The 24,290-nt window shown below is 65.3% G+C and carries 25 protein-coding genes and 1 pseudogene; 19 read left to right on the plus strand and 7 right to left on the minus strand.

What is annotated here, in order from left to right; genetic code table 11:
* Positions 1-6 precede the first annotated feature (6 nt).
* The gene (locus KDC96_RS14045) at positions 7-651 is read right to left on the minus strand and encodes a hypothetical protein (protein WP_212449007.1); all 645 of its coding nucleotides are present in this window, start codon (positions 649-651) and stop codon (positions 7-9) included.
* 61 nt (positions 652-712) lie between these two features.
* Here KDC96_RS14045 and glpX point away from each other — a divergent pair.
* The 3 genes and pseudogenes from glpX to KDC96_RS14060 all read left to right on the plus strand — a co-directional run bounded on the left by glpX (position 713) and on the right by KDC96_RS14060 (position 3,213).
* Positions 713-1,722, plus strand: a pseudogene (glpX, locus tag KDC96_RS14050) (class II fructose-bisphosphatase).
* Between the two features lie 91 nt (positions 1,723-1,813).
* Positions 1,814-2,749, plus strand: a complete 936-nt coding sequence (locus KDC96_RS14055; RefSeq protein WP_212449008.1) for a ribose-phosphate pyrophosphokinase — start codon at positions 1,814-1,816, stop codon at positions 2,747-2,749.
* A 113-nt stretch (positions 2,750-2,862) separates the two neighbouring features.
* A complete protein-coding gene (locus KDC96_RS14060; RefSeq protein ID WP_212449009.1) occupies positions 2,863-3,213 on the plus strand; it encodes a ribose-phosphate pyrophosphokinase in 351 nt (116 codons plus the stop codon).
* A gap of 13 nt (positions 3,214-3,226) precedes the next feature.
* Here KDC96_RS14060 and KDC96_RS14065 read toward each other — a convergent pair whose 3' ends face one another.
* Positions 3,227-4,150: a helix-turn-helix domain-containing protein gene (locus tag KDC96_RS14065; protein ID WP_212449010.1), complete on the minus strand. Its 924-nt coding sequence runs from the start codon at positions 4,148-4,150 to the stop codon at positions 3,227-3,229.
* Between the two features lie 161 nt (positions 4,151-4,311).
* Here KDC96_RS14065 and KDC96_RS14070 point away from each other — a divergent pair, with 161 nt between their 5' ends.
* The 14 genes from KDC96_RS14070 (at position 4,312) to KDC96_RS14135 (ending at position 17,356) form a co-directional block, all read left to right on the plus strand.
* The gene (locus tag KDC96_RS14070) at positions 4,312-5,088 is read left to right on the plus strand and encodes an inositol monophosphatase family protein (RefSeq protein WP_212449011.1); all 777 of its coding nucleotides are present in this window, start codon (positions 4,312-4,314) and stop codon (positions 5,086-5,088) included.
* Between the two features lie 161 nt (positions 5,089-5,249).
* Positions 5,250-5,453 (plus strand): 50S ribosomal protein L35, encoded by a 204-nt coding sequence (gene rpmI / locus KDC96_RS14075; RefSeq protein WP_212449012.1) that lies wholly within the window; start codon positions 5,250-5,252, stop codon positions 5,451-5,453.
* 23 nt (positions 5,454-5,476) lie between these two features.
* A complete protein-coding gene (gene rplT, locus KDC96_RS14080; RefSeq protein WP_212449013.1) occupies positions 5,477-5,836 on the plus strand; it encodes a 50S ribosomal protein L20 in 360 nt (119 codons plus the stop codon).
* A 125-nt stretch (positions 5,837-5,961) separates the two neighbouring features.
* Positions 5,962-6,852 (plus strand): AraC family transcriptional regulator, encoded by an 891-nt coding sequence (locus KDC96_RS14085; RefSeq protein WP_249171814.1) that lies wholly within the window; start codon positions 5,962-5,964, stop codon positions 6,850-6,852.
* A 10-nt stretch (positions 6,853-6,862) separates the two neighbouring features.
* A complete protein-coding gene (locus tag KDC96_RS14090; protein WP_212449015.1) occupies positions 6,863-7,771 on the plus strand; it encodes an AraC family transcriptional regulator in 909 nt (302 codons plus the stop codon).
* 100 nt (positions 7,772-7,871) lie between these two features.
* Positions 7,872-9,026, plus strand: coding sequence for a phenylalanine--tRNA ligase subunit alpha (pheS, locus tag KDC96_RS14095; RefSeq protein ID WP_212449016.1), 1,155 nt, complete (start codon positions 7,872-7,874; stop codon positions 9,024-9,026).
* Positions 9,023-11,434, plus strand: coding sequence for a phenylalanine--tRNA ligase subunit beta (pheT, locus tag KDC96_RS14100; RefSeq protein ID WP_212449017.1), 2,412 nt, complete (start codon positions 9,023-9,025; stop codon positions 11,432-11,434). The genes pheS and pheT overlap by 4 nt, the downstream gene beginning before the upstream one ends.
* Positions 11,435-11,452: 18 nt before the next feature.
* Complete coding sequence (locus KDC96_RS14105) at positions 11,453-12,985, plus strand: peptide chain release factor 3 (protein ID WP_212449018.1); 1,533 nt, start codon at positions 11,453-11,455, stop codon at positions 12,983-12,985.
* Positions 12,986-13,022: 37 nt separating this feature from the next.
* Positions 13,023-13,892 (plus strand): alpha/beta fold hydrolase, encoded by an 870-nt coding sequence (locus KDC96_RS14110; protein WP_212449019.1) that lies wholly within the window; start codon positions 13,023-13,025, stop codon positions 13,890-13,892.
* Entirely contained in the window at positions 13,889-14,254 is a 366-nt protein-coding gene (locus KDC96_RS14115) for a GFA family protein (protein ID WP_249171815.1), read from the plus strand. Before KDC96_RS14110 ends, KDC96_RS14115 begins: the two co-directional genes overlap by 4 nt.
* Entirely contained in the window at positions 14,254-14,823 is a 570-nt protein-coding gene (locus KDC96_RS14120; RefSeq protein WP_212449020.1) for a pyridoxamine 5'-phosphate oxidase family protein, read from the plus strand. Before KDC96_RS14115 ends, KDC96_RS14120 begins: the two co-directional genes overlap by 1 nt.
* Before the next feature lie 46 nt (positions 14,824-14,869).
* On the plus strand, positions 14,870-15,544 hold the full coding sequence (locus KDC96_RS14125; RefSeq protein WP_371815563.1) for an endonuclease/exonuclease/phosphatase family protein: 675 nt from the start codon (positions 14,870-14,872) through the stop codon (positions 15,542-15,544).
* A gap of 148 nt (positions 15,545-15,692) precedes the next feature.
* Positions 15,693-16,031, plus strand: coding sequence for a P-II family nitrogen regulator (locus KDC96_RS14130; protein ID WP_034955711.1), 339 nt, complete (start codon positions 15,693-15,695; stop codon positions 16,029-16,031).
* A gap of 65 nt (positions 16,032-16,096) precedes the next feature.
* Positions 16,097-17,356, plus strand: coding sequence for an ammonium transporter (locus KDC96_RS14135; protein ID WP_212452737.1), 1,260 nt, complete (start codon positions 16,097-16,099; stop codon positions 17,354-17,356).
* Between the two features lie 141 nt (positions 17,357-17,497).
* On the opposite strand, the gene KDC96_RS14140 is transcribed toward KDC96_RS14135, so the two are convergent.
* Genes KDC96_RS14140 through KDC96_RS14150 form a run of 3 tightly spaced genes read right to left on the minus strand, consistent with a single transcriptional unit; the run spans position 17,498 to position 20,462 of the window.
* Entirely contained in the window at positions 17,498-19,081 is a 1,584-nt protein-coding gene (locus tag KDC96_RS14140) for a GMC family oxidoreductase (protein ID WP_212449021.1), read from the minus strand.
* Positions 19,082-19,105: 24 nt separating this feature from the next.
* On the minus strand, positions 19,106-20,053 hold the full coding sequence (locus KDC96_RS14145; RefSeq protein ID WP_212449022.1) for a sterol desaturase family protein: 948 nt from the start codon (positions 20,051-20,053) through the stop codon (positions 19,106-19,108).
* Positions 20,046-20,462: a hypothetical protein gene (locus tag KDC96_RS14150; RefSeq protein ID WP_212449023.1), complete on the minus strand. Its 417-nt coding sequence runs from the start codon at positions 20,460-20,462 to the stop codon at positions 20,046-20,048. Before KDC96_RS14150 ends, KDC96_RS14145 begins: the two co-directional genes overlap by 8 nt.
* A 73-nt stretch (positions 20,463-20,535) precedes the next feature.
* Between KDC96_RS14150 and KDC96_RS14155 the strand changes: the two genes are divergently transcribed.
* Positions 20,536-21,960 carry an amidohydrolase gene (locus KDC96_RS14155; RefSeq protein ID WP_212449024.1) on the plus strand — a complete coding sequence of 475 codons (1,425 nt, stop codon included), beginning with the start codon at positions 20,536-20,538 and terminating at the stop codon, positions 21,958-21,960.
* Between the two features lie 6 nt (positions 21,961-21,966).
* Here the strand turns inward: KDC96_RS14155 and KDC96_RS14160 are convergent, their stop codons facing one another.
* Both KDC96_RS14160 and KDC96_RS14165 read right to left on the minus strand, forming a co-directional pair.
* The gene (locus tag KDC96_RS14160; protein WP_212449025.1) at positions 21,967-22,398 is read right to left on the minus strand and encodes a TIGR01244 family sulfur transferase; all 432 of its coding nucleotides are present in this window, start codon (positions 22,396-22,398) and stop codon (positions 21,967-21,969) included.
* Positions 22,395-23,210: a TerC family protein gene (locus tag KDC96_RS14165; RefSeq protein ID WP_371815495.1), complete on the minus strand. Its 816-nt coding sequence runs from the start codon at positions 23,208-23,210 to the stop codon at positions 22,395-22,397. Before KDC96_RS14165 ends, KDC96_RS14160 begins: the two co-directional genes overlap by 4 nt.
* Before the next feature lie 232 nt (positions 23,211-23,442).
* Between KDC96_RS14165 and KDC96_RS16635 the strand changes: the two genes are divergently transcribed.
* Entirely contained in the window at positions 23,443-24,210 is a 768-nt protein-coding gene (locus tag KDC96_RS16635) for a cold-shock protein (protein ID WP_212449026.1), read from the plus strand.
* Positions 24,211-24,290 lie beyond the last annotated feature (80 nt).

Genomic DNA, 24,290 nt, shown 5'->3' on the forward strand with positions numbered 1-24,290 from the left:
CAATCGCTACTCCGGTGGTTGCTCGAACCGCGGCGGCGGCAGGCCGAGCGCCTCGCGGCGCTTGCGGATTTCGTCTTCGGTCAGGTTCTCGTCCTGCCCCAGCGGCGGGAGTCCGCGCGCGATCCGGTCTGCGTCGGATCCTTCGGGCGCTTCGGGCAGCGCCTCGACATCGATCAACAGCGCCGGTGGCGGCGGGCAGGGCGGGATCAGGCACTGGCCGGAAATCGTCGCCGGGCCGCGAAAGATGCCGCCGCCCGCCACATCCGGCGCACGGATGTCGCCCGCGAACGCGGTCTCTTCGGCATAGCGCTTTTGCGCTTCGGTGCGGCTGCCGCTGTAGGAATTCTCGCCGCTGTCACCCAGTCTGCGGCACACCACGATATCGCCGCTTATCGTCGCCGCGTCCTCGCGGTCCTCGCATTCCTGCGCCTGCGCCTCGTTGACCTCGCCGCGCGGGACGGTGATGAGGATGTTGATCGGGGGGGACGCGCGAGGCGGCGACGATTCCTCCGCTGCGCCCTCGGCAGCGTCCGCAGAGGCAACCGTGGCGGCCTCGTCCTGCGCGCGCGCCGGGCTGGAGAGGAGAACCGCTCCGCAAACGCTCAGACACACCGCATAACTGCGAAAGACGGGCGCGGCATTGCTCGACAAGCCCGTCTCCTTCGGCGTAAGCGCGGGGACCCGATGAATGCGAGCGGAGGCTGAATTTCGCATGAATATTCCCGATACTACCGATGTGCTCGCCGCGAAGGAACCCGCCGGCAACAACGCGCTTGACCGGGTGCTGGTGCTCGAAATGGTGCGGGTGACCGAAGCGGCTGCGGTCGCGGCCTCGCAGCTGATCGGGCGCGGCGACGAGAAAGCTGCCGATGCCGCCGCGGTCGAGGCGATGCGGCGCGCGTTCGACACGCTGTACATGGACGGGACGGTGGTGATCGGCGAGGGCGAACGCGACGAGGCCCCGATGCTCTATATCGGCGAGAAGGTCGGCGGAGCTCCGGGGAAGGGGCCCAAGATCGATATCGCGCTCGACCCGCTCGAAGGCACCACCATCACGGCGAAGGCCGGGCCGAACGCGCTGGCGGTGCTGGCGGCGGCGGAGCAGGGCTGCCTGCTCAACGCGCCCGACGTCTACATGGACAAGATTGCGGTCGGCCCCGGCTATCCCGAGGGGATCATCGATCTGGCCAAAACCCCGACCGAAAACGTGACGGCGGTAGCCGGGGCGAAGGGGGTCGCACCGGCCGACATCATCGTCTGCGTGCTCGACCGTCCGCGCCATGCCGATCTCATTGCCGAGCTGCGCGCGCTCGGTTGCGGCGTCGTCCTGATCGGCGACGGCGATGTCGCCGGGGTTATCGCGACGACCGACGAGGACACCACGATCGACATGTATATGGGCCAGGGCGGCGCCCCCGAGGGCGTGCTCGCGGCGGCGGCGCTGACCTGTGTGGGGGGCAGTTCAACGGGCGGCTGGTGTTCCGCAACGACGACGAGAAAGCGCGCGCGCGCAAGTGGGGGATTGAAGACCTCGATCGTATCTACACCCGTCAGGATCTGGTGAAGGGCGACTGCATCTTCGCCGCCACGGGCGTGACCTCCGGTTCGCTGCTCGACGGGGTCAAGCGCCTGCGCGGCGGGCGGATGACGACCCACAGCGTTGTGATGCGCGCGTCGAGCGGGACGGTGCGCTGGATCAGGGGCGAGCACCGCGCCGGGTAGCGCGGTTCTGGAAAAAGCGCGCCCACCCTCTGTTGCGTTTCCATGACTCTCGGCTAGGCGAGTGCCAGTCCATCCATCGGGGATTCGCATCATGAAAATCATGTCGGGCAATTCGAACCTGCCGCTCGCCCGCGCGATCGCGGCCTATCTCGAAATCCCGCTTACCGATGCCAGCGTCCGCCGCTTCGCCGACGAGGAAGTGTTCGTCGAGATTCACGAGAATGTCCGCGGCGAGGACGTGTTCCTCGTCCAGCCGACCAGCTTTCCGGCCAACGACAACTTGATGGAACTGCTGATCTGCATCGATGCGCTGCGGCGAGCTTCGGCGAAGCGGATCACGGCGGTCGTCCCCTATTTCGGCTATGCCCGGCAGGACCGCAAGCCCGGCCCGCGCACGCCGATCTCGGCCAAGCTGGTTGCCAATCTGGTGACGCAGGCCGGGGCCGACCGGGTGCTCGCGGTCGATCTCCACGCCGGGCAGATCCAGGGCTTCTTCGATATTCCGACCGACAATCTCTACGCCGCGCCGGTGATGGCCGCCGACATTCAGGCGCGCTACGGTGATCAGGACCTGATGGTTGTTTCCCCCGATGTCGGCGGTGTGGTGCGCGCCCGCGCGCTCGCCAAGCGGCTCGATAACGCGCCGCTGGCGATCGTCGACAAGCGCCGCGACCGGCCGGGCGAGAGCGAAGTGATGAACATCATCGGCGACGTGCAGGGCCGGCACTGCATCATGATCGACGATATCGTCGATTCGGGCGGAACGCTGTGCAACGCCGCCGAAGCGCTGCTCGAAAACGGTGCGAAGTCGGTCGCCGCCTATATCACCCACGGTGTGCTGTCGGGCGGCGCGGTGGCGCGGATCGACGGGTCGGCGCTCAAGGAGCTGGTCATCACAGATTCGATCCGCCCGACCGAAGCGGCGGACCAGTCGGAACGCATCCGCATCCTCACCATCGCCCCTTTGGTAGGCGAGGCGATCCGGAGGATTGCGGATGAGAGCTCGGTCTCCAGCCTGTTCGATTGAGGGATGGTGACGGTCGCGCAGCGACCGCAAGCGCGACGGCGCGCCCGCAGCGACGCGATCTTTGATCGCATGAGCGAGGAGACCGCGCTCGCGGATGCGAGTGCGGAAGTCGAATGAAATTCGACAAAAAAGAAATCCGTGAAATCCTGATCGGAGCGGCGCGCGCTCGCAATCCGCTGACCTATTCGCAGATGCTGGGCCTGCTAGGGCATCGCTTCACCCGCCCGTTGATGCGGCAGTTGTGCACCGTGCTCGACGCGATCGACGAGGACGGGCGCGTGGCTGGGGAACCGGGGCTGGCGGTGCTGGTTGTGCGGCAATCGGATGGATTGCCCGGGCAAGGCTGGTTCGTCTCGCGCTCGCACCTGGCGGATGATTTCCCGCTGGAGTGGGAAGGAGCGGAGGCCAAAGCCTATATCGCTGAGCGCCAACGCGAAGCCTACGCCTACTGGGCCGATCGCTAGCGGTCCGGCAATCCTAGTCCCGCTTGCGCCACGGCGGCAGCTCGCCCGGCTGGCTTAGCCCCAGAACTTCGTGCCGGCGCGCCTGCCGGGCTTCGAGCGTCATCGTCATGAACGGCTGCGGGGTCGCCGCGAATTGCCGCGGAGTCATGCCGAAGAACGCCTGGAACTCGCGGATCATGTGCGACTGGTCGAAGAATCTGAGCGCCGCCTCCTCGGCCTCGTTGTCGTCGGCCACACCGCGCAAGTGCGCCGCGATATCGAGCGCGCGCGCGCGTCGCAGAACCTGCTTCGCGGTCTGGCCATAGGCACGCTTGATCAGCCGCTCGAAACTCCGCGTCTCGATGTCGTGTTCGGTAACGAAGTCGCGGATCGACAGATTGGGATCGGCGAACACCGCCTTGTCGAACTCTTCGATGATCGGATGCGGCCGTTCGCCGCCCGCACGCTCGACCAGCTGGCGCAGCAGCTTTTCAGCAACGGTCAGCCAGCGATCGGGAGGGCCTTCCGTGCCGAGCCATTCGATCATTTGCGCGCTCGTGCCCCACTCCCGGTGCCCGTAGATATGGTCGTACAGGATGATCCGGTCGAGCGTTTCGGACACTTCCGGCCCGCCCAGCGCGGTCACCGCTCCGGGCTTCAGCGCAATTCCGATCGTTTCGAAGCTGCCCTTAACCGTTACCGCCATGCGCTTCGTCTGCGCGCCGAAAAACAGCGCCGAAGGGCCGTAGCGCCCGTTGCCGTCGCGGGTCTGCGCGGTCCAGTCGCCGGAAAACAGCACCCGCAAGATCGGCGTGTCGGCGAGCAGCCCGCAGCTGATCACGTCGTCCGGGCCCATCTCGACCTTGGTCGCGTAAACCTGCGCGATCCATGGCGCGAGATCCACTGCAGGCGCGCGGTTGGCCGACAGCGGTTCGCCGGTCGGGGTCTGGCCGAGCATCGAGCGAATCGAGGGACTTGTGGAGGAGCCACCTTCGCGCCTATCGCTGGTTGCGGTCATTGTTATCGTGCCCCCGAAGGCGACCCCTCGATGCACCGGGCAACGAAACATCAATGGGTTATCTGCGATCCCGGCTGATCCTATAGCGCGTCTGGAGCGAAATGAGAAATTCCGATCTGGCTCTCGCCAACCGCCTCGCCGATGCTGCGGGAGAAGCCATCCGCCCGCTGTTCCGTGGCGACTGGCAGGCAGAGACCAAGGCGGACCATTCGGCCGTGACCGATGCCGACCGCGCTGCCGAAGCGGCGATGCGCGCGATCATCGAACAGGTCTGTCCGGACGACGGGATCATCGGCGAGGAATACGGCACCCGAAACGAAGGCGCCGGGCGGCAATGGGTGCTCGATCCGATCGACGGCACGCAAAGTTTTGTTGCTGGCAGGGCGATGTTCGGCACGTTGATCGCGCTGATGCAGGATGGCTGGCCGGTGCTGGGCGTGATCGACCAGCCGATCCAGCGCGAACGCTGGGTCGGGCGTATCGGCGACGGCACCCTGTTCAATGGCAAACCGGTCAAAACCCGATCGTGCCCGGCGATCGAGGGCATGTCGGTCGCCACCACCAGCCCGCATTGTTTCGACGCGCAGCAATCCGATGCCTATCTCAACATCATTGCCAACGCCTATCCCAAGCGCCCGTGGCCGGTTTATGGCGGCGATTGCTACAATTACGCGCTGCTGGCCAGCGGGCACCTCGATCTGGTGATCGAGACCGGGCTCAAGGTCTACGATTACGCCGCGCTGGTCCCGGTGGTCGAAGGGGCGGGCGGAATGATGGCCGACTGGCAGGGCAACCCGCTCGACGCGGGCAGCGACGGAACGGTGCTGGCGCTGGGCGACCCCGCGCGGCTGGAGGATGTGCTGGAGGCGATGGGGTAGGTTTCCGCCTTTGCGAGCGCTTCCGAATGGGCGCAAAACGCTTGCCTACGAGCGGTCTCGCCCTTATGTGCGCGGCCTTCAACGACACGAATCACACGACCTGCCTGGCTGAAAGGGCTGCCAGGGCCGGTTTCTACGTGTCTCTGACCAAGGAGATGAAAATGCCCAAGCTCAAGACCAAGAGCGGTGTGAAGAAACGCTTCAAGATCACCGCAACGGGCAAGGTCAAGCATGGTGTCGCGGGCAAGCGCCACCGTCTGATCAGCCACAACGCGAAGTATATCCGCCAGAACCGCGGCACCACCGTCCTGTCGGACGCCGACACCAAGACGGTGAAGAAATGGGCCCCTTACGGGCTCGATTGATCGCGATCTAAGGAGAAGCTGATATGCCTCGCATCAAACGCGGCGTGACCACTCGCGCCAAGCACAAGCGACTGCTGGACCAGGCCAAGGGCTATCGCGGTCGTCGCAAGAACACCATTCGTATCGCGCGTCAGGCGGTCGAGAAGGCCGGCCAGTACGCCTATCGCGATCGCAAGATCAAGAAGCGCAACTTCCGCGCGCTGTGGATCCAGCGCATCAACGCGGCAGTGCGCGCCGAAGGTCTCACCTATTCGCAGTTCATGCACGGCGCGAAGCTCGCCGGGATTGAGCTCGACCGCAAGGTGATGGCCGATCTCGCGATGAACGAAGAAGCCGCCTTCAAGGCGATCATCGCCCAGGCGAAAGACGCGCTTCCCGCCTGACCGGGCGCGCGGACGCTACGGAAACGGGGGCGTCGGTCGTTGTGACCGGCGCCCCTTTCGCTTGTAGGATTGCGCCAAATGGCTTGTAAAAATGCGCCACATCGCGCACACCAGTCGCGATGGGGTTGGGTGAAGCAAACGCGACGGGCGCGAAGGAAACGGTAGTCAGCCGCTTCCACCAGCCGCCGAGCCAGTTCGACGGCTGCTTTACGACGTTCTACCACCTGACGCTCGACGTGCCCGATGGCGGGACGATTCACGATTACCTGCTGCCCGAATGGGCCAACGTCCGGTTCTTCTCGGGAAGCCTCCCGATCGCCAGGATCGGCCGCTCGCAGGTCGGCGGGGCGCGCTTCAGCGCCACCGGGCCAAGCTCGTTGCCGTGCGAGTTCGAGCTGGGAAGCTCGCGAATGTGGGGAGTCGGCCTGCTCCCGCTCGGCTGGGCGCGGTTCGTCGATGCCGAGGCCCGCGAGTTCGCCAACACCGCGTTCGACGGAACGACGCATCCCGCCTTCGCCCGGTTCGACGAACTGTCCGAGCCGCTGTGCGATCCGGCGCTCGATGTCGAGAGCCAGCTCGAGGCGATGATCGCCATCCTCGGTCGGCTGATGCGCCGCAACCGCGATGAAGCCAAGATCGTCCGGGTCAACGACGCGCTGGTCTCCGGCTCCTTCACCGCGGTTGGCGATATGGCCGATGCATGTGCGATGAGCATCCGCACGCTCGAGCGGGTGTGCCAGCGCTATTTCGGCTTCACCCCGAAGCTCCTGATGCGGCGCCAGCGCTTCATGCGCAGCCTGACCAGCTACATGCTGCATCAGGGCACCCGCTGGACAGAAGCGATGGACCGCGATTATCATGATCAGGCCCAATTCACCCGCGAATTCCATGAGTTCATGACGATGAATCCGAGCCAGTACGCCAGCCTCGACCACCCGATCATCGCGTCGTTCATGGAGGCCCGGGCGCGGGTCTGGGGCAGCGCGGCGCAGACACTCGACCGTCCATCGCGATGATCCCGGCGTCATGAATGCTGCAGTCGATGGTCCGGCAGTCACGATCCGTTTTGCGCTTCCCGAAGAACGGCTTCGCCCGTTCATAACGACCTATTACCGGACCGAAGTGCGCTGCTCACCCGGCGAGCCGTGGCTCGAGGATCGGCTTCATCCCGAATGGCCGAACTTGCGCTTTCTGCCGGCCGGTTCGACCGAGGGATCGATCGGTTCGGCGCTGTTGGAACCAATGCCTGCTTTCGCGGTCACCGGCCCGACCAGCCGCGCCTGTCGCTTTCGCGTCGCGTCGGGCGGAAGCTGGGGCATCGGCCTGATGCCGCTCGGCTGGGCCGCGTTCATGGGCGGCGAGGCGGGCGATTACGCCGACCGCGTGGTCGATGGCCTGTCCGACCCGGCGTTCGCGCGGTTCCACTCGCTCGCCCGGGCGCTTGCGACAGGGGCTGGCGGGTTCGCCGACGGCCTGAAGTCGATCGAGACGCATATGGCCGGGCTGGCCGACGCCGCGGCCACGGGCACGCTGCGGAACGCCGCCGCGATCACCGCGGTCAACGCCGCGCTGGTAGATCCGGAGACCGCCACGGTTGCCGATCTCGCGCAGCGGGTCGACATGAACGTCCGATCGCTCGAACGGTTGTGTCGCCGCGCTTTCGGCTTCACGCCCAAACTTCTGCTGCGGCGGCAGCGATTCCTGCGGAGCCTCGCGCAGTTCATGCTCGATCCCTCGCTCAAATGGCTGAGCACGCTGGATCACCGTTATCACGACCAGGCGCATTTCGTGCGGGACTTCAAGCGCTTCATGGGCATGGCGCCGACCACTTACGCCAAGCTCGACAAGCCTCTGCTGGTGGCGGCGGCGCGCGCGCGGATGGAGATCGCGGGCGAGGCGGTGCAAGGCCTGCACGAACCGAAGCCGGCAGACTGATTGGCCACGCGGTACGGGGAATCGCGGCAAACAGGCCAAACGCGCTTTGCAACTCGGGGCAATTGCCGCTAGCGGACCCGCTCAATCGACTGAGCACATCATGACTGATCTGACACCACAGAAAGAGGCGGCGCTCGCCGCTATCGAAGAAACCGATTCGCTCGACGCGCTCGATGCGGAGCGGGTGGCTGCGCTGGGCAAGAAGGGATGGGTAAGCCTTGCCCTGAAATCGCTCGGCGGGATGAGCCCCGACCAACGCCAGCAGGCGGCACCCGCGATCCAGGCCGTGCGCAGCGCCATCGCCGACGCGATCGAGAGCAAGAAGGCCACGCTCGAAGCCGCCGCGCTCGAAGCGCAGCTGGCTAACGAGACGATCGACCTGACGCTGCCCGCGCCGGTCATGCCCGTCGGCACGATCCACCCGGTCAGCCAGGTGATGGACGAGCTGGCGGAAATCTTTGCCGATCTCGGTTTCGCGGTCGCGACCGGGCCGGAGATCGAGGACGACTGGCACAACTTCACCGCGCTCAACATGGACGAGAGCCATCCGGCGCGGGCGATGCACGACACTTTCTACTTCCCGGACACCGCGCCCGATGGTGGCGACGCGGCCTCAAGTAGCGAAGCGGCAGGCCAGAAACGAATGCTGCTGCGCACGCACACGTCGCCGGTGCAGATCCGTACGATGAAGGAAATCGCTGCCGCCAATCCCGGCGGCGCGCCGGTGCGCATCATCGCGCCGGGCCGGGTCTACCGCTCCGATAGCGACGCGACGCACACGCCGATGTTCCACCAGGTCGAAGGTCTGGTGATCGACGAGGGCATCCATCTCGGCCACCTGAAATGGACGCTCGAGACCTTCCTCAAGGCGTTTTTCGAGCGCGAGGATATCGTGCTGCGGCTGCGCCCCTCCTACTTTCCGTTCACCGAACCGAGCGTCGAAGTCGATGTCGGCTATGCCAACGAGAACGGTCGCCGCGTGGTCGGCGGCCACGGCGATGACGAAGGTCACGACTGGATGGAGCTGCTCGGCAGCGGCATGGTCAATCGCCGCGTGCTCGAAATGGGCGGCTTCGATCCCGACCGGTGGCAGGGCTTTGCCTGGGGGCTGGGCGTCGATCGGCTCGCGATGCTGAAATACGGCATGGATGATTTGCGCGCCTTCTTCGACGGCGATCCGCGCTGGTTGGCGCATTACGGCTTCTCGCCGTTCGACCAGCCGACGCTCTCCGCTGGAGTGGGAGCACGCGCATGAAGTTCTCGCTCACCTGGCTGAAGGACCACCTCGAAACCGAGGCGTCGCTTCAGGAAATCGTAGATGCGCTCAATGCCATCGGCCTCGAAGTCGAAGGCGTCGAGGACCCGGCCGAGCGGCTCGCTGGCTTCCGCGTGGCCGAAGTGCTGACCGCCGAGAAACACCCCGATGCCGACAAGCTGCAGGTGCTCACCGTCGACACCGGCGAGGGCGATCCGCTGCAGGTCGTGTGCGGCGCGCCCAATGCCCGCGCCGGGATGAAGGGCGTGCTCGGCCTGCCGGGCGCGGTGGTGCCCGCCAACGGCATGGAGCTGCGCAAGAGCGCAATCCGCGGCGTCGAGTCGAACGGCATGATGTGCTCGGTGCGAGAGCTCGAGCTTGGCGACGAGCACGACGGCATCATCGAGCTGCCCGAGGATGCGCCGGTCGGCCACAGCTTTGCCGATTACCAGGGCTCTTCGCCGGTCATCGACGTGGCGATCACGCCCAACCGCCCGGACTGCATGGGTATCTACGGCATCGCCCGCGACCTCGCGGCGGCGGGGCTGGGGACATTGAAGCCGATAGCTTTCCCCGAGTTCACGGCTGAAGGCTCATGCCCTGTCGAAATCCGCACCGACGATCCGGCAGGCTGCCCGGCCTTCTATGGCCGCGTGATCACCGGCGTTAAGAATGGACCTTCACCCGACTGGCTGCAACAGCGGCTCAAGAGCGCGGGCCAGCGCCCGATCTCGTTGCTGGTCGATCTCACCAACTACCTGATGCTCGCCTATGGCCGCCCGGCGCACGCCTATGACCTCGCCAGGCTGCACGGTGCGGTGGTCGCGCGGCGCGCCAAGCCGGGCGAGCAGGTGCTGGCGCTCAACGAAAAGACCTACACGCTCGATGAGACCATGACGGTCATCGCCGACGAGAAGGAAGTTCACGATATCGCGGGGATCATGGGCGGCGAGAATTCGGGGGTGCAGGACGACACCACCGATGTGCTGCTCGAGATCGCCTATTTCGATCCGCCGACGATCGGGGTGACCGGGCGCAAGCTGGGCCTAGCGAGCGATGCGCGCACCCGGTTCGAGCGCGGGGTCGATCCCGAATTCCTTGCTGACGGGCTGGACCTGCTGACCGGGCTGATTGTCGAACTGGCGGGCGGCACGGCGAGCGAAGCCGTGCATGCGGGCGCACCGCCGAGCGAGGCCAAGGTGCTGCAATTCGATGCCGGCCAGACCACACGTCTGGGCGGCGTAGAGGTGCCGCCCGAGGAACAGCGTCGCATCCTCGAAAACCTCGATTTCGCGGTTTCGGACCCCGGATCAAGTCCGGGGCAGGCGTGGCAGGTCACCTGCCCGCCGCGCCGCCACGATATCGAAGGCACCGCCGATCTGGTCGAGGAGGTCGTGCGCATCCACGGCCTCGACACAGTCGAAAGCGTGGCATTGCCCCGGGCCGAAGGTGTCGCCCGCCCGACCGCCTCGCCCGAACAGGTTACGGAGCGCAAGCTACGCCGCGCGGCTGCGGCCAGCGGGCTCGACGAAGCGGTGACATGGTCGTTCCTGCCCGAGGCGGAAGCGGCGCATTTCACCGCGACAGACGATCTGTGGACGCTCGCCAATCCGATCAGCGAGGACATGAAGGTCATGCGCCCCTCGCTGCTGCCCGGCCTGTTGGTCGCTGCCAAGCGCAACGCCGATCGCGGTGCGGCGGGCACGCGGCTGTTCGAGCTGGGGCGGCGCTATTTCCGCGGGCAAGACGGGATGAGCGATGAGCGCGCGACACTCGGCATCGTGCTCGCGGGTGAGAAGACCGCACGCGGCTGGGCCAGCGGCAAGGCGACCCATTTCGACGCGTTCGACGCCAAGGCGCTGGCGCTGTCGCTGCTCGAAACGGCGGGTGCCCCGGCCGACAAGCTGATGGTGATGGGTGAGGCTGGCGAGCAATTCCATCCCGGCCAGTCGGCAACGCTCCGGCTCGGTCCGAAAAAGGTGCTGGCGCGCTTCGGCATGCTGCATCCGGCGACGCTGAAGGCGTTCGATCTCGATGGTCCGGTCGCAGCGGTCGAGCTGTTCCTCGACGCGATCCCCGCGAAGAAGGGAGCCGCCGGATTTGCGCGCGCCACCTTTGCGCCGCCCGCGCTGCAAGCCGTCACCCGCGACTTCGCGTTCGTGGTGCCTGCGGATCTTCCTGCAGGCGAGTTGCTGCGCGCGGTCAGGGGCGCGGACAAGTCCAACATCGTCGACGCCCGCATCTTCGACCAGTTCACCGGCGGCAGCCTGCCCGAAGGCACAAAGTCGCTCGCACTCGAAGTGACGCTGCAACCGCAGGACAAAAGCTACAAGGACGCCGATCTCAAGGCGATTTCGGACGCGGTTGTCGCGGCGGCGGCGAAGCAAGGAGCGGAGCTGCGCGGTTGATCCGCGCGCCGAATTCGTATGTCCAATCGCCGAACCTTCGCGATCATCTCGCACCCCGACGCGGGCAAGACCACGCTGACCGAGAAGCTGCTGCTTCAGGGCGGCGCGATCCATTTAGCGGGTGAGGTCAAGGCGCGCGGGCAGCAGCGGCGAGCGCGCTCGGACTGGATGAAGATCGAGCAGCAGCGCGGTATCTCGGTCACGTCGTCGGTGATGACGTTCGAGAAGGAATACGAAGGGGAGACGATCACCTTCAACCTGCTCGACACGCCCGGTCACGAGGACTTTTCCGAAGATACCTACCGCACGCTGACCGCCGTCGACAGCGCGATCATGGTGATCGATGCGGCCAAGGGGATCGAGCCGCAGACGCGCAAGCTGTTCGAAGTGTGCCGGTTGCGCTCGGTGCCGATCATCACCTTCGTCAACAAGGTCGATCGCGAGGGCCGTCCGGTGTTCGAGCTGCTCGACGAGATCGCCGACATGCTCGCGCTCGACGTCAGCCCGCAGATGTACCCGGTCGGAATGGGCGGGCAATTCCAGGGCGTGCTCGATTTCGCCACCGGCAAGGTCGCGGTGCCCGAAGGCGGAAGCAAGGAGTTCCTCGGCACGCGCAAGAGCGATTTCGAGCTGCCCGAAGAGGTTGCCGAGAATGTCGAACTCGCGCAGATCGGCTACCCGGAATTCGACCTCGAGGCCTATCGCAATGGCGATCTCACCCCGGTCTATTTCGGCTCGGCGCTAAAGAATTTCGGTGTCGAGGAACTGATCGATGCCATCGCCAGGCACGCCCCGCCGCCGCGCGCGCAGCCTGCGGGTGAAGAGCAGATCGAACCGACCCGCGACGAGGTGACCGGCTTCATCTTCAAGGTGCAGGCCAACATGGATCCGAACCACCGCGACCGGATCGCGTTCATGCGGCAGGTTTCGGGCACGTTCAAACGCGGGATGAAACTGACGCCGAGCGGTCTGGGCAAACCGATCGCGATCCATTCGCCGATCCTGTTCTTTGCGCAGGACCGCGAGATCGCCGACACCGCCGAGGCGGGCGACATCATCGGCATTCCCAACCACGGGACGCTGCGAGTGGGCGATACGCTTTCCGAAAAAGATCAGGTGCGGTTCACCGGCCTGCCGAACTTCGCGCCGGAAATCCTGCGCCGCGTGCAGCTCAAGGATCCGACCAAGACCAAGCAGCTGCGCAAGGCGCTCGACGACCTGTCCGAAGAGGGCGTGATCCAGGTGTTCTATCCGGAGATCGGCGCGAACCACATCGTCGGCGTGGTCGGCCAGCTCCAGCTCGACGTGCTGATCGCGCGGCTCGAGGCCGAATACAAGGTCGAAGCCGCGCTCGAAGCCTCGCCCTTCGCCACCGCGCGCTGGATCAAGGGCGAACAGAAAGCGCTCGACGAGTTCGAAAGCTTCAACCGCGCAAACCTCGCCAAGGATCGCGACGGCGATCTCGTGTTCATGGCCAAGAGCCCGTGGGACGTGAACTACCAGGTCGAAAAGAACCCGGAGCTGACCTTCTCAGCCACCAAGGAAAGGTGAGGTTGCGGGAGACGCAACTTCGCGGCATGGCGCGGACATGACCATCCCCGGCCCCAATTCCCAGACCTTCATCTCGCAGCGCCTGCGGCTCAACTATTTCGACTGGGGCAATGAGGGCAAGCCGCCGCTGGTGCTGGTCCATGGCGGGCGCGACCATGCGCGCAGCTGGGACTGGACCGCCGAGCAGCTGATGCAGGACTGGCACGTGGTCGCGATGGATCACCGCGGGCACGGCGACAGCGACTGGGTGTCGGACGGCAATTACAATTCGAACGACATGGTCTACGATCTCGCGCAGTTGATCCACCAGCTCGGGCGCGGGCCGGTGACGATCGTCTCGCACTCGATGGGCGGCAATGTCGCGCTGCGCTATGCCGGGATGTTCCCCGACATGGTGACCAAGCTGGTCGCGATCGAGGGGCTCGGCCCGTCGCCCGAATGGAAGGCCGAGGAGCGCAAGACGCCCTATCCCGAGCGGATGCGCGAATGGATCGAGAAGAAGCGCAAGGCCGCCGGTCGCACCCCGCGCAAATATGACACCATCGAAGCCGCTTTCGCGCGGATGATCGAGGAGAATTCCTACCTCACCGAGGATCAGGCCCGGCACCTGACGATCCACGGGGTCAACCGCAACGAGGACGGGACCTACAGCTGGAAGTTCGACCCGCACCTCAATGTCTGGGGCGTCGAGGATGTCGCCGACGAATTCATGGAAGCGACCTGGGGGGCGATCACCTGCCCGACCTTGCTGCTCTACGGCGCCGACAGCTGGGCCTCGAACCCGGAAAAGGACGGTCGGCTCGAACACTTCAACACTGCCAGCGTGATCGAGTTCGAAAAGGCCGGACACTGGCTGCACCACGACCAGTTCGATCGCTTCATCGGGGTGCTGCGGGACTTCCTGTGAGCGGTGCGCGGCCCCGACAGCGGCTGACCGGGAGCTGCCATTGCGGCGCCGTACAGTTCGCGATCACCACCGACTTCCCCGAACTCACCACCTGCGACTGCTCGATCTGTGCGCGCAAGAACGCGCTGATGGTGAAGGTGCACGAAAGCGATTTCGAGCTGCTCGCGGGCGACGATGCGCTCACCGAATACCGGTTCCACACCATGACGGCGCGGCACTTTTTCTGTTCGACTTGTGGTATCTACCCGTTTCACCGCAAGCGGGTGACGCCGGACTTCGTCGGGATCAACGTCTTCTGCCTCGATGATTTCGACCCGGCGGGTATCCCGGTGCGGGCGACGATTGGAAAGGGAATGGACTGATGGCCGACTTCTTCGATGCGCTGGACCCCAAGCACGTCGCGATGATCGAGAAGCAGCCGGTGTTCTTCGTCGCGACGGCTGCGAGCGAAGGGCGGATCAATCTCAGCCCCAAGGGCTACGACGCGTTCCGGGTGCTCTCGCCGACGCGGGTCGCCTATCTCGATCTTGGCGGGTCGGGCAACGAGACCCATGCGCACCTTGCCGCCGCCCAGACCGACAAAGGCCGGCTCACCCTGATGTTCTGCAACTTCGAGCGGCCCGCGCTGATCCTGCGCATCTACGGCACCGGCAAAGCAGTCCTGCCGCAGGACGAGGGTTGGGACGAGCTCGCCGCGCATTTCACGATGATGCCCGGCACGCGGCAGATCTTCGATATCGCAGTCGAGAGCGTCCAGACATCATGCGGGTGGGGCGTGCCGTTCATGAGCCTCGAAGGCGAGCGCGAAACGCTCAAGAAGGCGCACCGCCAGGCCGATCCGGCGGAGTGGGAAGCCAAGATGGCAACGCGCGTCACCAGCATCGACGGGCTGCCGACCCGCGCCACCGATCGCTTCATCGCTGGCGAGTAACGCACGGGGAGCAGGTTCCATCGAGCTCACGTTCGCGACCTACAACATTCACAAGGCGGTCGGGCTCGATCGGCGCCGCGATCCCGAGCGCATCATTGCGGTGCTGCGCGAGATCGATGCCGACATCATCGCCCTGCAGGAAGCCGACCTGCGGTTCGGCCAGCGGCCCAGCGTCATTCCGCGCGCGCTGCTCGACGACACCAGCTGGGTCGCGCTGCCGGTCGCCAAGCGCCGGCGCAGCATCGGCTGGCACGGCAATGCGCTGTTGCTGCGGCGCGATATCGATTTCACGCTGGCCGGGGCGCTGGACCTGCCGGTGCTCGAGCCACGCGGCGCGGTGTTCACGGAGCTGCGGCTGGGCGGTCGGCGGTTCCAGGTGGCCGGGGCGCATCTCGACATTTCCGGTTTCCGTCGCAGCGACCAGGTGCGCGCGATCGTCGCGGCGCTCGAACGCAACGGCACGACCTGCCCGCAAGTCGTGATGGGCGATTTCAATCATTGGGGCCGCGACGGCGGTGCGATGCGCGAATTCGGACAAAGCTGGTCGATCTGCGCGCCCGGCCCGTCGTTCCCTTCGCGCCGACCGATCGCCCGGCTCGATCGGATCATCGTCTCGAGCGAATGGAAAGTGATCGATGCCGCAGTGCATCACAGCCGGCAGGCGATGCAGGCATCGGACCATCTGCCGGTATGGGCACGGCTAGAATTGCCTAAAAAGTAACCAGCAGGTTAAAACTTAGGCACGTGCTTTTGTGCAGCTGCGAAGGAATCTGCCGATTCCGTCGCGTCACCCGACAGTTCCAGACATGGCACGGCTCTTGCTGCCTGTGGCCTGCCGGGAGGAACCCGGCGAGCCAAAGGGGGCACGGATGAAGTTCATCATCGCCATCATAAAACCATTCAAGCTCGATGAGGTCCGCGAAGCGCTGGGCGCCATCGGGGTCGCCGGGATGACCGTTTCCGAGGTCAAGGGTTTCGGTCGCCAGAAGGGCCAGACCGAGATTTATCGCGGAGCGGAATACTCGACCAACATGCTGCCGAAAGTGAAGCTCGAGATCGCCGCCAGCGACGATATCGCCGCGCAGGTGGTCGAAACGATCCAGCAGACCGCCAACACCGAAGCGATCGGCGACGGCAAGATCTTCGTGCTCGATCTCGCATCGGCAACCCGCATTCGCACCGGCGAATCGGGCGAAACCGCACTCTAACGGGGGACCATCAAGTGAAGCGTTCTATCCTGACTTATGCCGCCCTCGCCACCGGTGCGGGCCTTATGGCGACCCCGGCGCTCGCCGCAGCACCGGCGGCGGTACCCAATCCGGGCAACAACGCCTGGATGATGACCGCGACCGTGCTGGTCATGCTGATGATCCTGCCCGGCCTCGCGCTGTTCTATGGCGGTCTGACCCGGTCGAAGAACATGCTTTCGACCATGACCCAGATCGGCGCGACCGCGTGTCTTGCGATGCTCGTCTGGGTGATGTGGGGCTATTCGACCGCGTTCGGCCCGGAAGGCAATGCCTTCTTCAGCTGGGGCGTGCCGTTTCTCAAGGGCATCACCGCCGCCAGCACGGCTGCGACCTTCACCGACGAAGTGATCAGCGAATTCGTGTTCATCAGCTTCCAGATGACATTCGCCGCGATCACCGCCGCGCTGATCCTGGGCGCGACCGCCGAACGCATGAAGTTCGGTGCGGTGATGGCATTCGTCCCGATCTGGCTCACGATCGTGTATTTCCCGATCGCCCACATGGTGTGGGCCGGGGGCGGCCTGCTGTTCGAAGACGGCGCGCTCGACTTTGCCGGCGGCACCGTGGTTCACATCAATGCCGGCGTCTCGGGCCTCGTGCTCGCCTACCTGCTGGGGCAGCGTCGCGGCTATCCGGCCGAGCCGATGCCGCCGCACTCGATGACGCTGACGATGGTCGGCACCGGGCTGCTGTGGGTCGGCTGGTTCGGCTTCAACGCCGGTTCGGCACTCGAAGCGGACGCTTCGGCCGGCCTCGCCATGATCAACACCTTCGTCGCCACCGCGGCGGGCGCGCTGACCTGGATGGTGATCGAGCGGGCTGCGGGCCACAAGGGTTCGGCGCTGGGCTTCTGCTCGGGCGTCATCGCCGGTCTTGTCGCGGTGACCCCCGCAGCGGGCAACAGCGGGCCGTTCGGCGCGATCCTGCTCGGCATCGCCTCGTCCGCGATCTGCTACGTGTTCGTCGCCAAGGTGAAGCTGAAGCTCGGCTACGACGACTCGCTCGATGCCTTCGGTATCCACGGGATCGGCGGGATCGTCGGCGCGATCGGCACCGGCATCGTCTACCAGCCGTTCCTCGGCGGCCCCGGCGATGGGTCGACGGCGCTCGGCGCACAACTCTGGATCCAGACTTTCAGCGTGCTTGTCACGATCGCCTGGGCTGCCATCGGCACCTTCCTGGCGGCGTTCCTCGTCAAGCTCGTCATCGGCCTCAGGGTCGACGAAGAAGCCGAGGTCAACGGGCTCGACATCTCCGAACACGGAGAACGCGCCTACAACTGACACCCGGATTGGCGGGGGAGCCTCTCTCCTCTCCCTCTTCCCCCGCCTCCACTTGTTCCTCCTGCGAACAACCAGACTGACGAAGGCCGGAGCGGCGAGTTCGCTCCGGCCATTTTTTATCGGGGGGTTGGCGCGCAGGCCCTATTCGGCGGCTTTGACGAAGTCGGCGCAGCGTTCGCCGATCATGATGCTGGGCGCGTTGGTGTTGCCGCTGACGATCCTGGGCATGATGCTGGCATCGGCGATCCACAGCCCGTCCAACCCATTGAACCTGAGCGTCGGGTCGACCACCGCATCCGCGTCCGAACCCATCCGGCAGGTGCCGACCGGGTGATAGACGGTGTCGGCGCGCTCGCGGATCATATGGTCGAGCGCGGCATCGTCATCGAGATCGACCGGGTGCCGGTCGGTCGGGCCGTAGGCCTGCAGCGGCGGTGCATCCGCGATCCGGTGCGACAGCCGGACACCCGCGCGCAGCACCGCGATGTCGCGCTCGTCGTCGAGGAAATTGGGATCGATCAACGGCGCAGCCGCAGCATCGCTCGAGCCGAGCCGCACGGTCCCCCGGCTTTCCGGTCGCAGCACGCAGGCGTGGAGCGAAAAGCCGTAGCCCTTCACATTCTCGCGCCCGTGGTCCTCGAGCACCGCGGGCACGAAATGCCACTGCACGTCGGGCGTTTCGGCATCGGGCATGACTTTCCAGAAGCCGCCGGCCTCGGCGTAGCAGGTCGTCATCGCCCCGGTGCGCTTGCGGCGGTGTTCGAAGATCGCCCCCGCCATCTTGAGCGTGCCCTTGATCGTCCCGCCGATCGGCACGTCGGATTCGGTCTGCCAGCCGGAAACGTAATCGATATGGTCCTGCAGGTTCGATCCGACCGCAGGCTTGTCGAGCACCACGTCGATTCCGTGCGCCTTCAGGTGCTCCGCCGGGCCGATGCCCGACAGCATCAGGATCTGCGGCGAATTGAACGCGCCCGCCGACAGGATCACGCCGCACTTGGCATAGAGCATTTCGGAGCGTTTGCCCGTACGCACCATCACCCCTGTCACGCGGCCGCCCTCGACCACCAGCTTGTCGACCAGCGTGTTGGTGCGGATGGCGAAATTGCCCTGCTCGCGGATCGGCTCGACATAGCCACGCGCCGCCGACCAGCGTTCGCCGTCCCGCTGCGTGGTCTGGTACAGGCCGAAGCCTTCCTGCCGTTCCCCGTTGAAATCCTCGTTGGTGCGCAGTTGCAGTGCCGCGGCGGCTTCGACGAAGGCATGGCTGGTCGGGTTGGGGGAGAGCTGGTCCGAAACGAACAGCGGCCCGCCCTCGCCATGATACTCGTCCGCACCGCGCTCGTTCGCTTCGCTCTTGCGGAAATAGGGCAGCACGTCGTCATAGGCCCAGCCGGTGCAGCCCATCGCGGCCCAGTTGTCGTAGTCCCAGCGGTGCCCGCGAATGTAGACCATCGCGTTGATCGCCGAAGAGCCCCCAAGACCCTTGCCGCGCGGCTGGTAGCCGATCCGTCCGTTGAGACCCTTCTGGGGGACGGTATCGAACTTGTAGTTCGAGGAATTGCGGATGAAGGGCATGAAGCCCGGCGTCTTGATCAGGATATTGTCGTTGCGTCCGCCGGCTTCGACGAGGCAGACCCGGCGCGTGCCGTCCACTGCGAGCCGTCCGGCTACCGCGCTGCCACCGCTGCCGCCACCGATGACGATATAGTCGAAACTGTCCATTTTCTCTCCTCTTGGACGAAGAGACTAGGCAGCTTCCGCAGTGTCCGCAATCGGGTTTCGAGGCGCAACCGATTGAGCCTGCGCCTGGCGAGCGAGCCAGCGCGCGCGGATCGTGTCCGACGTGTCGCGGCTGCCATCGTGCGTCCAGCCGGGCTCGCGCAGAAGATAGGACAGCTTGTGCTTCCACGGCGCGCGCCAGATATCGGCGACCATTCCGATCCATTCGTGGAACACCGACCACAGCAGGTTGAAGCTGCCCAGCTGCTTGACGATCCCATAGCGGATTTGCTCTGCGTCGGTCTCGGGTTCGAAGGTGCCGAACAGCTTGTCCCAGACGATGAAGACCCCGGCGTAATTGCGGTCGAGATAGCGCGGGTTGGTCGCATGATGAACGCGGTGGTGGCTGGGGGTGTTCATTACCGCCTCGAACCAGCGCGGCATGCGGTCGATCGCCTCGGTGTGAATCCAGAACTGGTAGATGAGATTAAAGCCGCCGCAGATCGCGATCATCGCCGGATGGAAGCCGAGCAGCACCAGCGGGATCGCGAACAGGACGCCGAAGGTGAAAGCCCCGGTCCAGGTCTGCCGCAGCGCGGTCGACAGGTTGTAGTGCTGGCTCGAATGGTGGTTTACGTGCGCCGCCCACATCCAGCGGATGCGATGCCCGGCGCGGTGCACCCAGTAATATTTCAGGTCGTCGAGCACGAAGCACAGCGGCCACGCCCACCATACCGTCCACCATTCCGGGCCGAAGTCGAATATGCGATACTCGTAGGCCGCGATGAAGACTGCCAAGGCAAACCCGCCGAACAGCGCGCCCGCCACCGTCGAGCCCAGCCCGAAGGTGAGGCTCACCAGCGTGTCGCGCGGCTCGTAAGTCTCTGGCCGCTTGAGCCGCGCCCAGACCATCTCCGCCAGCACGGCCAGCACGAAGAACGGCACAGCGTATTCGGTCGGTGAGAAGTCAGGCATGGTGATGTGTATCTAGTGCATTGATCGCCGCTTCCCAAGCGGCAGCATCGTCGATCGTAAGGGAAACGCGGCCGAACCGCGCTTCGCCCGAGTCCACCTCGAGCGTATCGCCCGCAACCGAAGCGCTTGCGGTGGGCAACAGAATGCGTCCGGTGAATTGATTGCCGTGTCGCTTGATCAGCATGATGCGCCCGTTCGCATCGTCCAGCAGCGCAGCCGCGCCGTCCCGATCGAGCGCGATCCTGTGCGGCTGGTATCCGTCCCAAACCTCGCTAGCGGCTTCGCGGGCGTCTTCCTCGGTCGCAAGCACGGGCGTGCCGCCGAGCTGCAGCAACCGGGCAAGCCCAGCGAGTGCGAGGATCGCGATCAGCGAACCGGCGAACAGCAATATCTGCGGGTGAATGTCCATCGTTCGAGAATCCCTGAACAATGGATTGGCATGCGCGGCGGTTTGCGGCAAGCAGGCGGGCAAGGAGATGTCGATGAAGTTTTTCGCCCGGACCGCTTGTGCCGCCCTGCTGATCGGTGCCAGCCCGCTCGCCGCCGACGATCACGATCCTGCCGCGACGGTAGAGGCCGAGGCCGAACGCACCGCGCGGGTTGCGCAGCAACTGTGGGAATTTGCCGAGCTCGGCTATCTCGAGACGCAATCGTCCGGGCTGCTCCAGGCCGAACTTGCGAACGAGGGCTTCGCCATCACCGGCGGAATCGCCGAAATTCCCACGGCGTTCGTCGCCGAATGGGGCGAAGGCGGTCCGGTGATCGCCATCCTCGCCGAGATGGACGCTTTGCCCGGCATCAACCAGTCGGGTGCACCGACCCGCGATCCGGTCGCGGGCAAGGGCGCGGGCCATGCCTGCGGGCACAATCTGTTCGGCGCCGGTTCGCTAACGGCGGCCATCGCGGTCAAGCGCTGGCTCGAGGCGACCGGTACGCCAGGGCGCATCCGGCTTTACGGCACGCCTGCGGAAGAGGGTGGTTCGGGCAAGGTCTACATGACCCGCGCAGGGATGTTCGACGATGTCGATATCGCGATCCACTGGCACGCCGATGACGAGAACAGCGCGGCGGCCCGTACCAGCCTCGCCAATCGCTCGGCCAAGTTCCGCTTCACCGGGATATCCGCCCACGCGGCGGGTGCTCCGGAACGCGGTCGCTCCGCGCTCGACGGGGCCGAAGCGATGAACATGATGGCCAACATGATGCACGAACACATCCCGCAGGATGCGCGGATGCATTACGTCATTACCAGCGGCGGCAACGCGCCCAACGTCGTCCCCGACTTTGCCGAAAACTTCTATTACGTCCGCCACCCCGATCCCGAAGGCGTCGAGGAAATCTGGGAGCGGCTCGAAAACGCCGCCCGCGGCGCGGCGCTCGGCACCGGCACGAAGGTCGAGTGGGAAGTGATCCACGGCAACAACCCGCTGCTGGTCAACGAGACACTGGCACGGGTGATGCACGAGAAACTGAGCGCGGTCGGCGGGGTGACCTACACCGCAGAGGAACGCGCCTGGGCCGAGGAGATCCGGAAATCGCTGGGCGATGCGGCCAAGCCGCTCGAAAGCGCGGCCGAGATCGGCGCCTATGGCAAGAGCCTCGGCTACGGCTCCACCGATGTCGGCGACGTCTCGTGGGCGACCCCGACCGTGGGCGTGCGCACCGCGACCTGGGTTCCGGGGACGAGCGCGCACAGCTGGCAGGCAGTGGCGGCGAGCGGGCATTCGATCGGTCACAAGGGCGCGCAGGTGGCGGCCAAGGCGATGGCGCTGATGGCGGTGGAACTGTATCAGAATCCCGAACTGCGCGCTGCGGCAAGGGCCGAATTCGACGCGGCGCGGGGCGATGATTACCAATACAGGTCGCTGCTCGGCGATCGCGCGCCGCCGCTCGATTATCGCAAGTGAGGCATCCTAGCGCGCGGCGAGCATGTCCAGCATCGGGCGGATCGGGCTGATATCGTAGCCTGCGCCCGCAGCCGCGGCCGCGATCCTTTCGGGGGCCATGCCCTTCTTGGCCTGCGCGAGCGACCACAGGAAGGTAGAACGGGTGCCCGAGCGGCAATAGCCGAGCACGGTACCCTCCGCCGCGTCGAGTGCGGCGATCAGCTGGTCGATCTGCACTTCGCTGAATCCCGAATGCCCGATCGGAATGGCGACGTAGCCGATCCCCGCATCCTTCGCGGCCGCCTCGATTTCGTCGCCTTGCGGCGCAGAAGGTTCCTCGCCGTCGGGGCGATTGTTGACGATCAGCGTCACGCCCGCCGCCCTGGCCGCCGCGATATCGTCCAGCTCGAGCTGCGGACAGGCAAGGAACGCCGGCGAAACTGCGCGAAAATCGCTCACGCTGCCGCCTTCTTCTCGGCTTTCTTCATCGCCGAATTGCGCTTCGCCATGTTGAGCAGCTCGACCGCGATCGAGAACGCCATGGCGGCGTAGATATAGCCCTTGGGCACATGGAAGCCGAACCCGTCGGCGATCAGTACCAGCCCGATCATCACCAGAAATGCGAGCGCAAGCATCACCAGCGTCGGGTTCTTCTCGATGAAGTGCGCCAGCGGATCGGCGGCGATCAGCATGATGCCGACCGTGATCACGACCGCAGCAACCATGATCGGGATCTGGTCGGTCATGCCGACCGCAGTCAGGATCGAATCGATCGAGAACACCATATCGAGCGCGATGATCTGCGCGATGGCCGCTCCGAACGTGAGCTCGCCCACGCTCGGCTTGTCTTTCTTCATGATGTCCTTGGCTGGATCGGCCGGTTCCATCGCGTGGTGGATTTCCTTGGTCGCCTTCCACAGCAGGAACAACCCGCCTGCGAGCAGGATCAGGTCGCGCCCGGAAAACGCGGTTTCGAACGTCGGTTGACCATACGCGCCGGGCGATCCGGTGATGCCGAGATCGAACAGCGGGGTCTGCAGGGTCACGATCCAGCCGATCAGCATCAGCAGCCCGATTCGCATGCCGAGCGCCAGGAACAATCCGATCCGGCGGGCCTTCTGCTGCTGGTGTTCGGGTAGCTTGTTGGAAAGGATCGCGATGAAAATCAGGTTGTCCACCCCGAGGACGACCTCGAGCACGATCAGGGTGAGAAGCGCGGCCCAGGCGGCCGGATCGGAGAGCAGAGCGAGTATGTCCATGGCTACCGTCATGCCCAACCGGGTCCTGCCGTGCAAGCAGCGCGAATGTCCGAAAAGCTCATAATTTTCGCGGAATGCGGCCCGCAGCAGTTAAATCGTTCGCTTGGCGAGGCTTTCTGCGCTATGCCGTCGGCTTGATGGGTGGGTTCCGGCGACTCGGTTGGCCACCAGCGTCTGTCGCGGCACACTGTCCCCGCTACGGCGCTTTGGAGGGCGGGCAGTGTGATAAGGTACGTACTGAATTATGGGTTACGATAGAGGACGTCGGCGCAGCCGGGACAAGCGCGACGGATTCGGCGAAGACGGTTTTGATCCGTTTGGCGGCGGCATGGATGGATTTCCGCCCCCTTCTGACTACAACAATGATCGTGGTGGCGGTGACCGTTACGGCGGTGATCGCGGCGGCGACCGTGGTGGCGACCGCTTCGGCGGTGGCGGCGGTGGCCCGCGCGGCGGCGGGGGCGGTGGCCCACGCGGCGGCGGTGCAGGCGGTGGCGGGGGCGGTTTCAACCGCATGCCCGCTCAGGTGGTCGGCACCGGCAAGGGTGTGGTCAAGTTCTTCAATGGTCAGAAAGGCTTCGGGTTCATCCAGCAAGAGGGTGGCGGCGAAGACGTGTTCGTCCATATCAGCGCGGTCGAACGCGCCGGTCTGGAAGGACTCGCCGAAGGGCAGGAGCTCGAATTCAACCTCGTCGATCGCGGCGGGAAGATTTCCGCTCAGGATCTGCAGGTTGTCGGCGACGTGATCGCCGTGGAGCAGGCCGCCAGCGCCGCGCCCAAGCGCGAGCTGACCGGTGAAAAAGCCACCGGAACGGTCAAGTTCTTCAACTCGATGAAGGGCTTCGGCTTCCTCGTCCGCGATGACGGCCAGCCCGATGCGTTTGTCCACATCAGCGCGGTCGAACGCTCCGGCCTGACGGCAATCAACGAAGGCGAACGCTACGAGTTCGATCTCGAAGTCGATCGACGAGGCAAGTATTCGGCGGTCAATCTGGTGCCCGCACAGGGCTGACCGGATCGACCAGATGGCCGTTTGACCCTTACGGAGAGCGGCCCTAAACCTTATGCGAATGGCGGCTCTTCATGAGCCGC

The sequence above is a fragment of the Erythrobacter sp. JK5 genome (genome assembly GCF_018205975.1).
Lineage (GTDB): Bacteria > Pseudomonadota > Alphaproteobacteria > Sphingomonadales > Sphingomonadaceae > Erythrobacter.

Bases quoted from the DNA above. Each gene is read 5' to 3' on its own strand.
- KDC96_RS14130 (WP_034955711.1), top strand. From the start codon at position 15,693: ATGAAGTTCATCATCGCCATCATAAAACCATTCAAGCTCGATGAGGTC.
- pheT (WP_212449017.1), top strand. From the start codon at position 9,023: ATGAAGTTCTCGCTCACCTGGCTGAAGGACCACCTCGAAACCGAGGCG.
- KDC96_RS14145 (WP_212449022.1), bottom strand. From the start codon at position 20,053: ATGCCTGACTTCTCACCGACCGAATACGCTGTGCCGTTCTTCGTGCTG.
- rpmI (WP_212449012.1), top strand. From the start codon at position 5,250: ATGCCCAAGCTCAAGACCAAGAGCGGTGTGAAGAAACGCTTCAAGATC.
- KDC96_RS14140 (WP_212449021.1), bottom strand. From the start codon at position 19,081: ATGGACAGTTTCGACTATATCGTCATCGGTGGCGGCAGCGGTGGCAGC.
- KDC96_RS14055 (WP_212449008.1), top strand. From the start codon at position 1,814: ATGAAAATCATGTCGGGCAATTCGAACCTGCCGCTCGCCCGCGCGATC.
- KDC96_RS14070 (WP_212449011.1), top strand. From the start codon at position 4,312: ATGAGAAATTCCGATCTGGCTCTCGCCAACCGCCTCGCCGATGCTGCG.
- KDC96_RS14155 (WP_212449024.1), top strand. From the start codon at position 20,536: ATGAAGTTTTTCGCCCGGACCGCTTGTGCCGCCCTGCTGATCGGTGCC.
- rplT (WP_212449013.1), top strand. From the start codon at position 5,477: ATGCCTCGCATCAAACGCGGCGTGACCACTCGCGCCAAGCACAAGCGA.
- KDC96_RS16635 (WP_212449026.1), top strand. From the start codon at position 23,443: ATGGGTTACGATAGAGGACGTCGGCGCAGCCGGGACAAGCGCGACGGA.
- KDC96_RS14120 (WP_212449020.1), top strand. From the start codon at position 14,254: ATGGCCGACTTCTTCGATGCGCTGGACCCCAAGCACGTCGCGATGATC.
- KDC96_RS14110 (WP_212449019.1), top strand. From the start codon at position 13,023: ATGACCATCCCCGGCCCCAATTCCCAGACCTTCATCTCGCAGCGCCTG.
- KDC96_RS14065 (WP_212449010.1), bottom strand. From the start codon at position 4,150: ATGCTCGGCCAGACCCCGACCGGCGAACCGCTGTCGGCCAACCGCGCG.
- KDC96_RS14060 (WP_212449009.1), top strand. From the start codon at position 2,863: ATGAAATTCGACAAAAAAGAAATCCGTGAAATCCTGATCGGAGCGGCG.
- KDC96_RS14150 (WP_212449023.1), bottom strand. From the start codon at position 20,462: ATGGACATTCACCCGCAGATATTGCTGTTCGCCGGTTCGCTGATCGCG.
- KDC96_RS14135 (WP_212452737.1), top strand. From the start codon at position 16,097: ATGGCGACCCCGGCGCTCGCCGCAGCACCGGCGGCGGTACCCAATCCG.
- KDC96_RS14090 (WP_212449015.1), top strand. From the start codon at position 6,863: ATGAATGCTGCAGTCGATGGTCCGGCAGTCACGATCCGTTTTGCGCTT.
- KDC96_RS14165 (WP_371815495.1), bottom strand. From the start codon at position 23,210: ATGACGGTAGCCATGGACATACTCGCTCTGCTCTCCGATCCGGCCGCC.
- pheS (WP_212449016.1), top strand. From the start codon at position 7,872: ATGACTGATCTGACACCACAGAAAGAGGCGGCGCTCGCCGCTATCGAA.
- KDC96_RS14105 (WP_212449018.1), top strand. From the start codon at position 11,453: ATGTCCAATCGCCGAACCTTCGCGATCATCTCGCACCCCGACGCGGGC.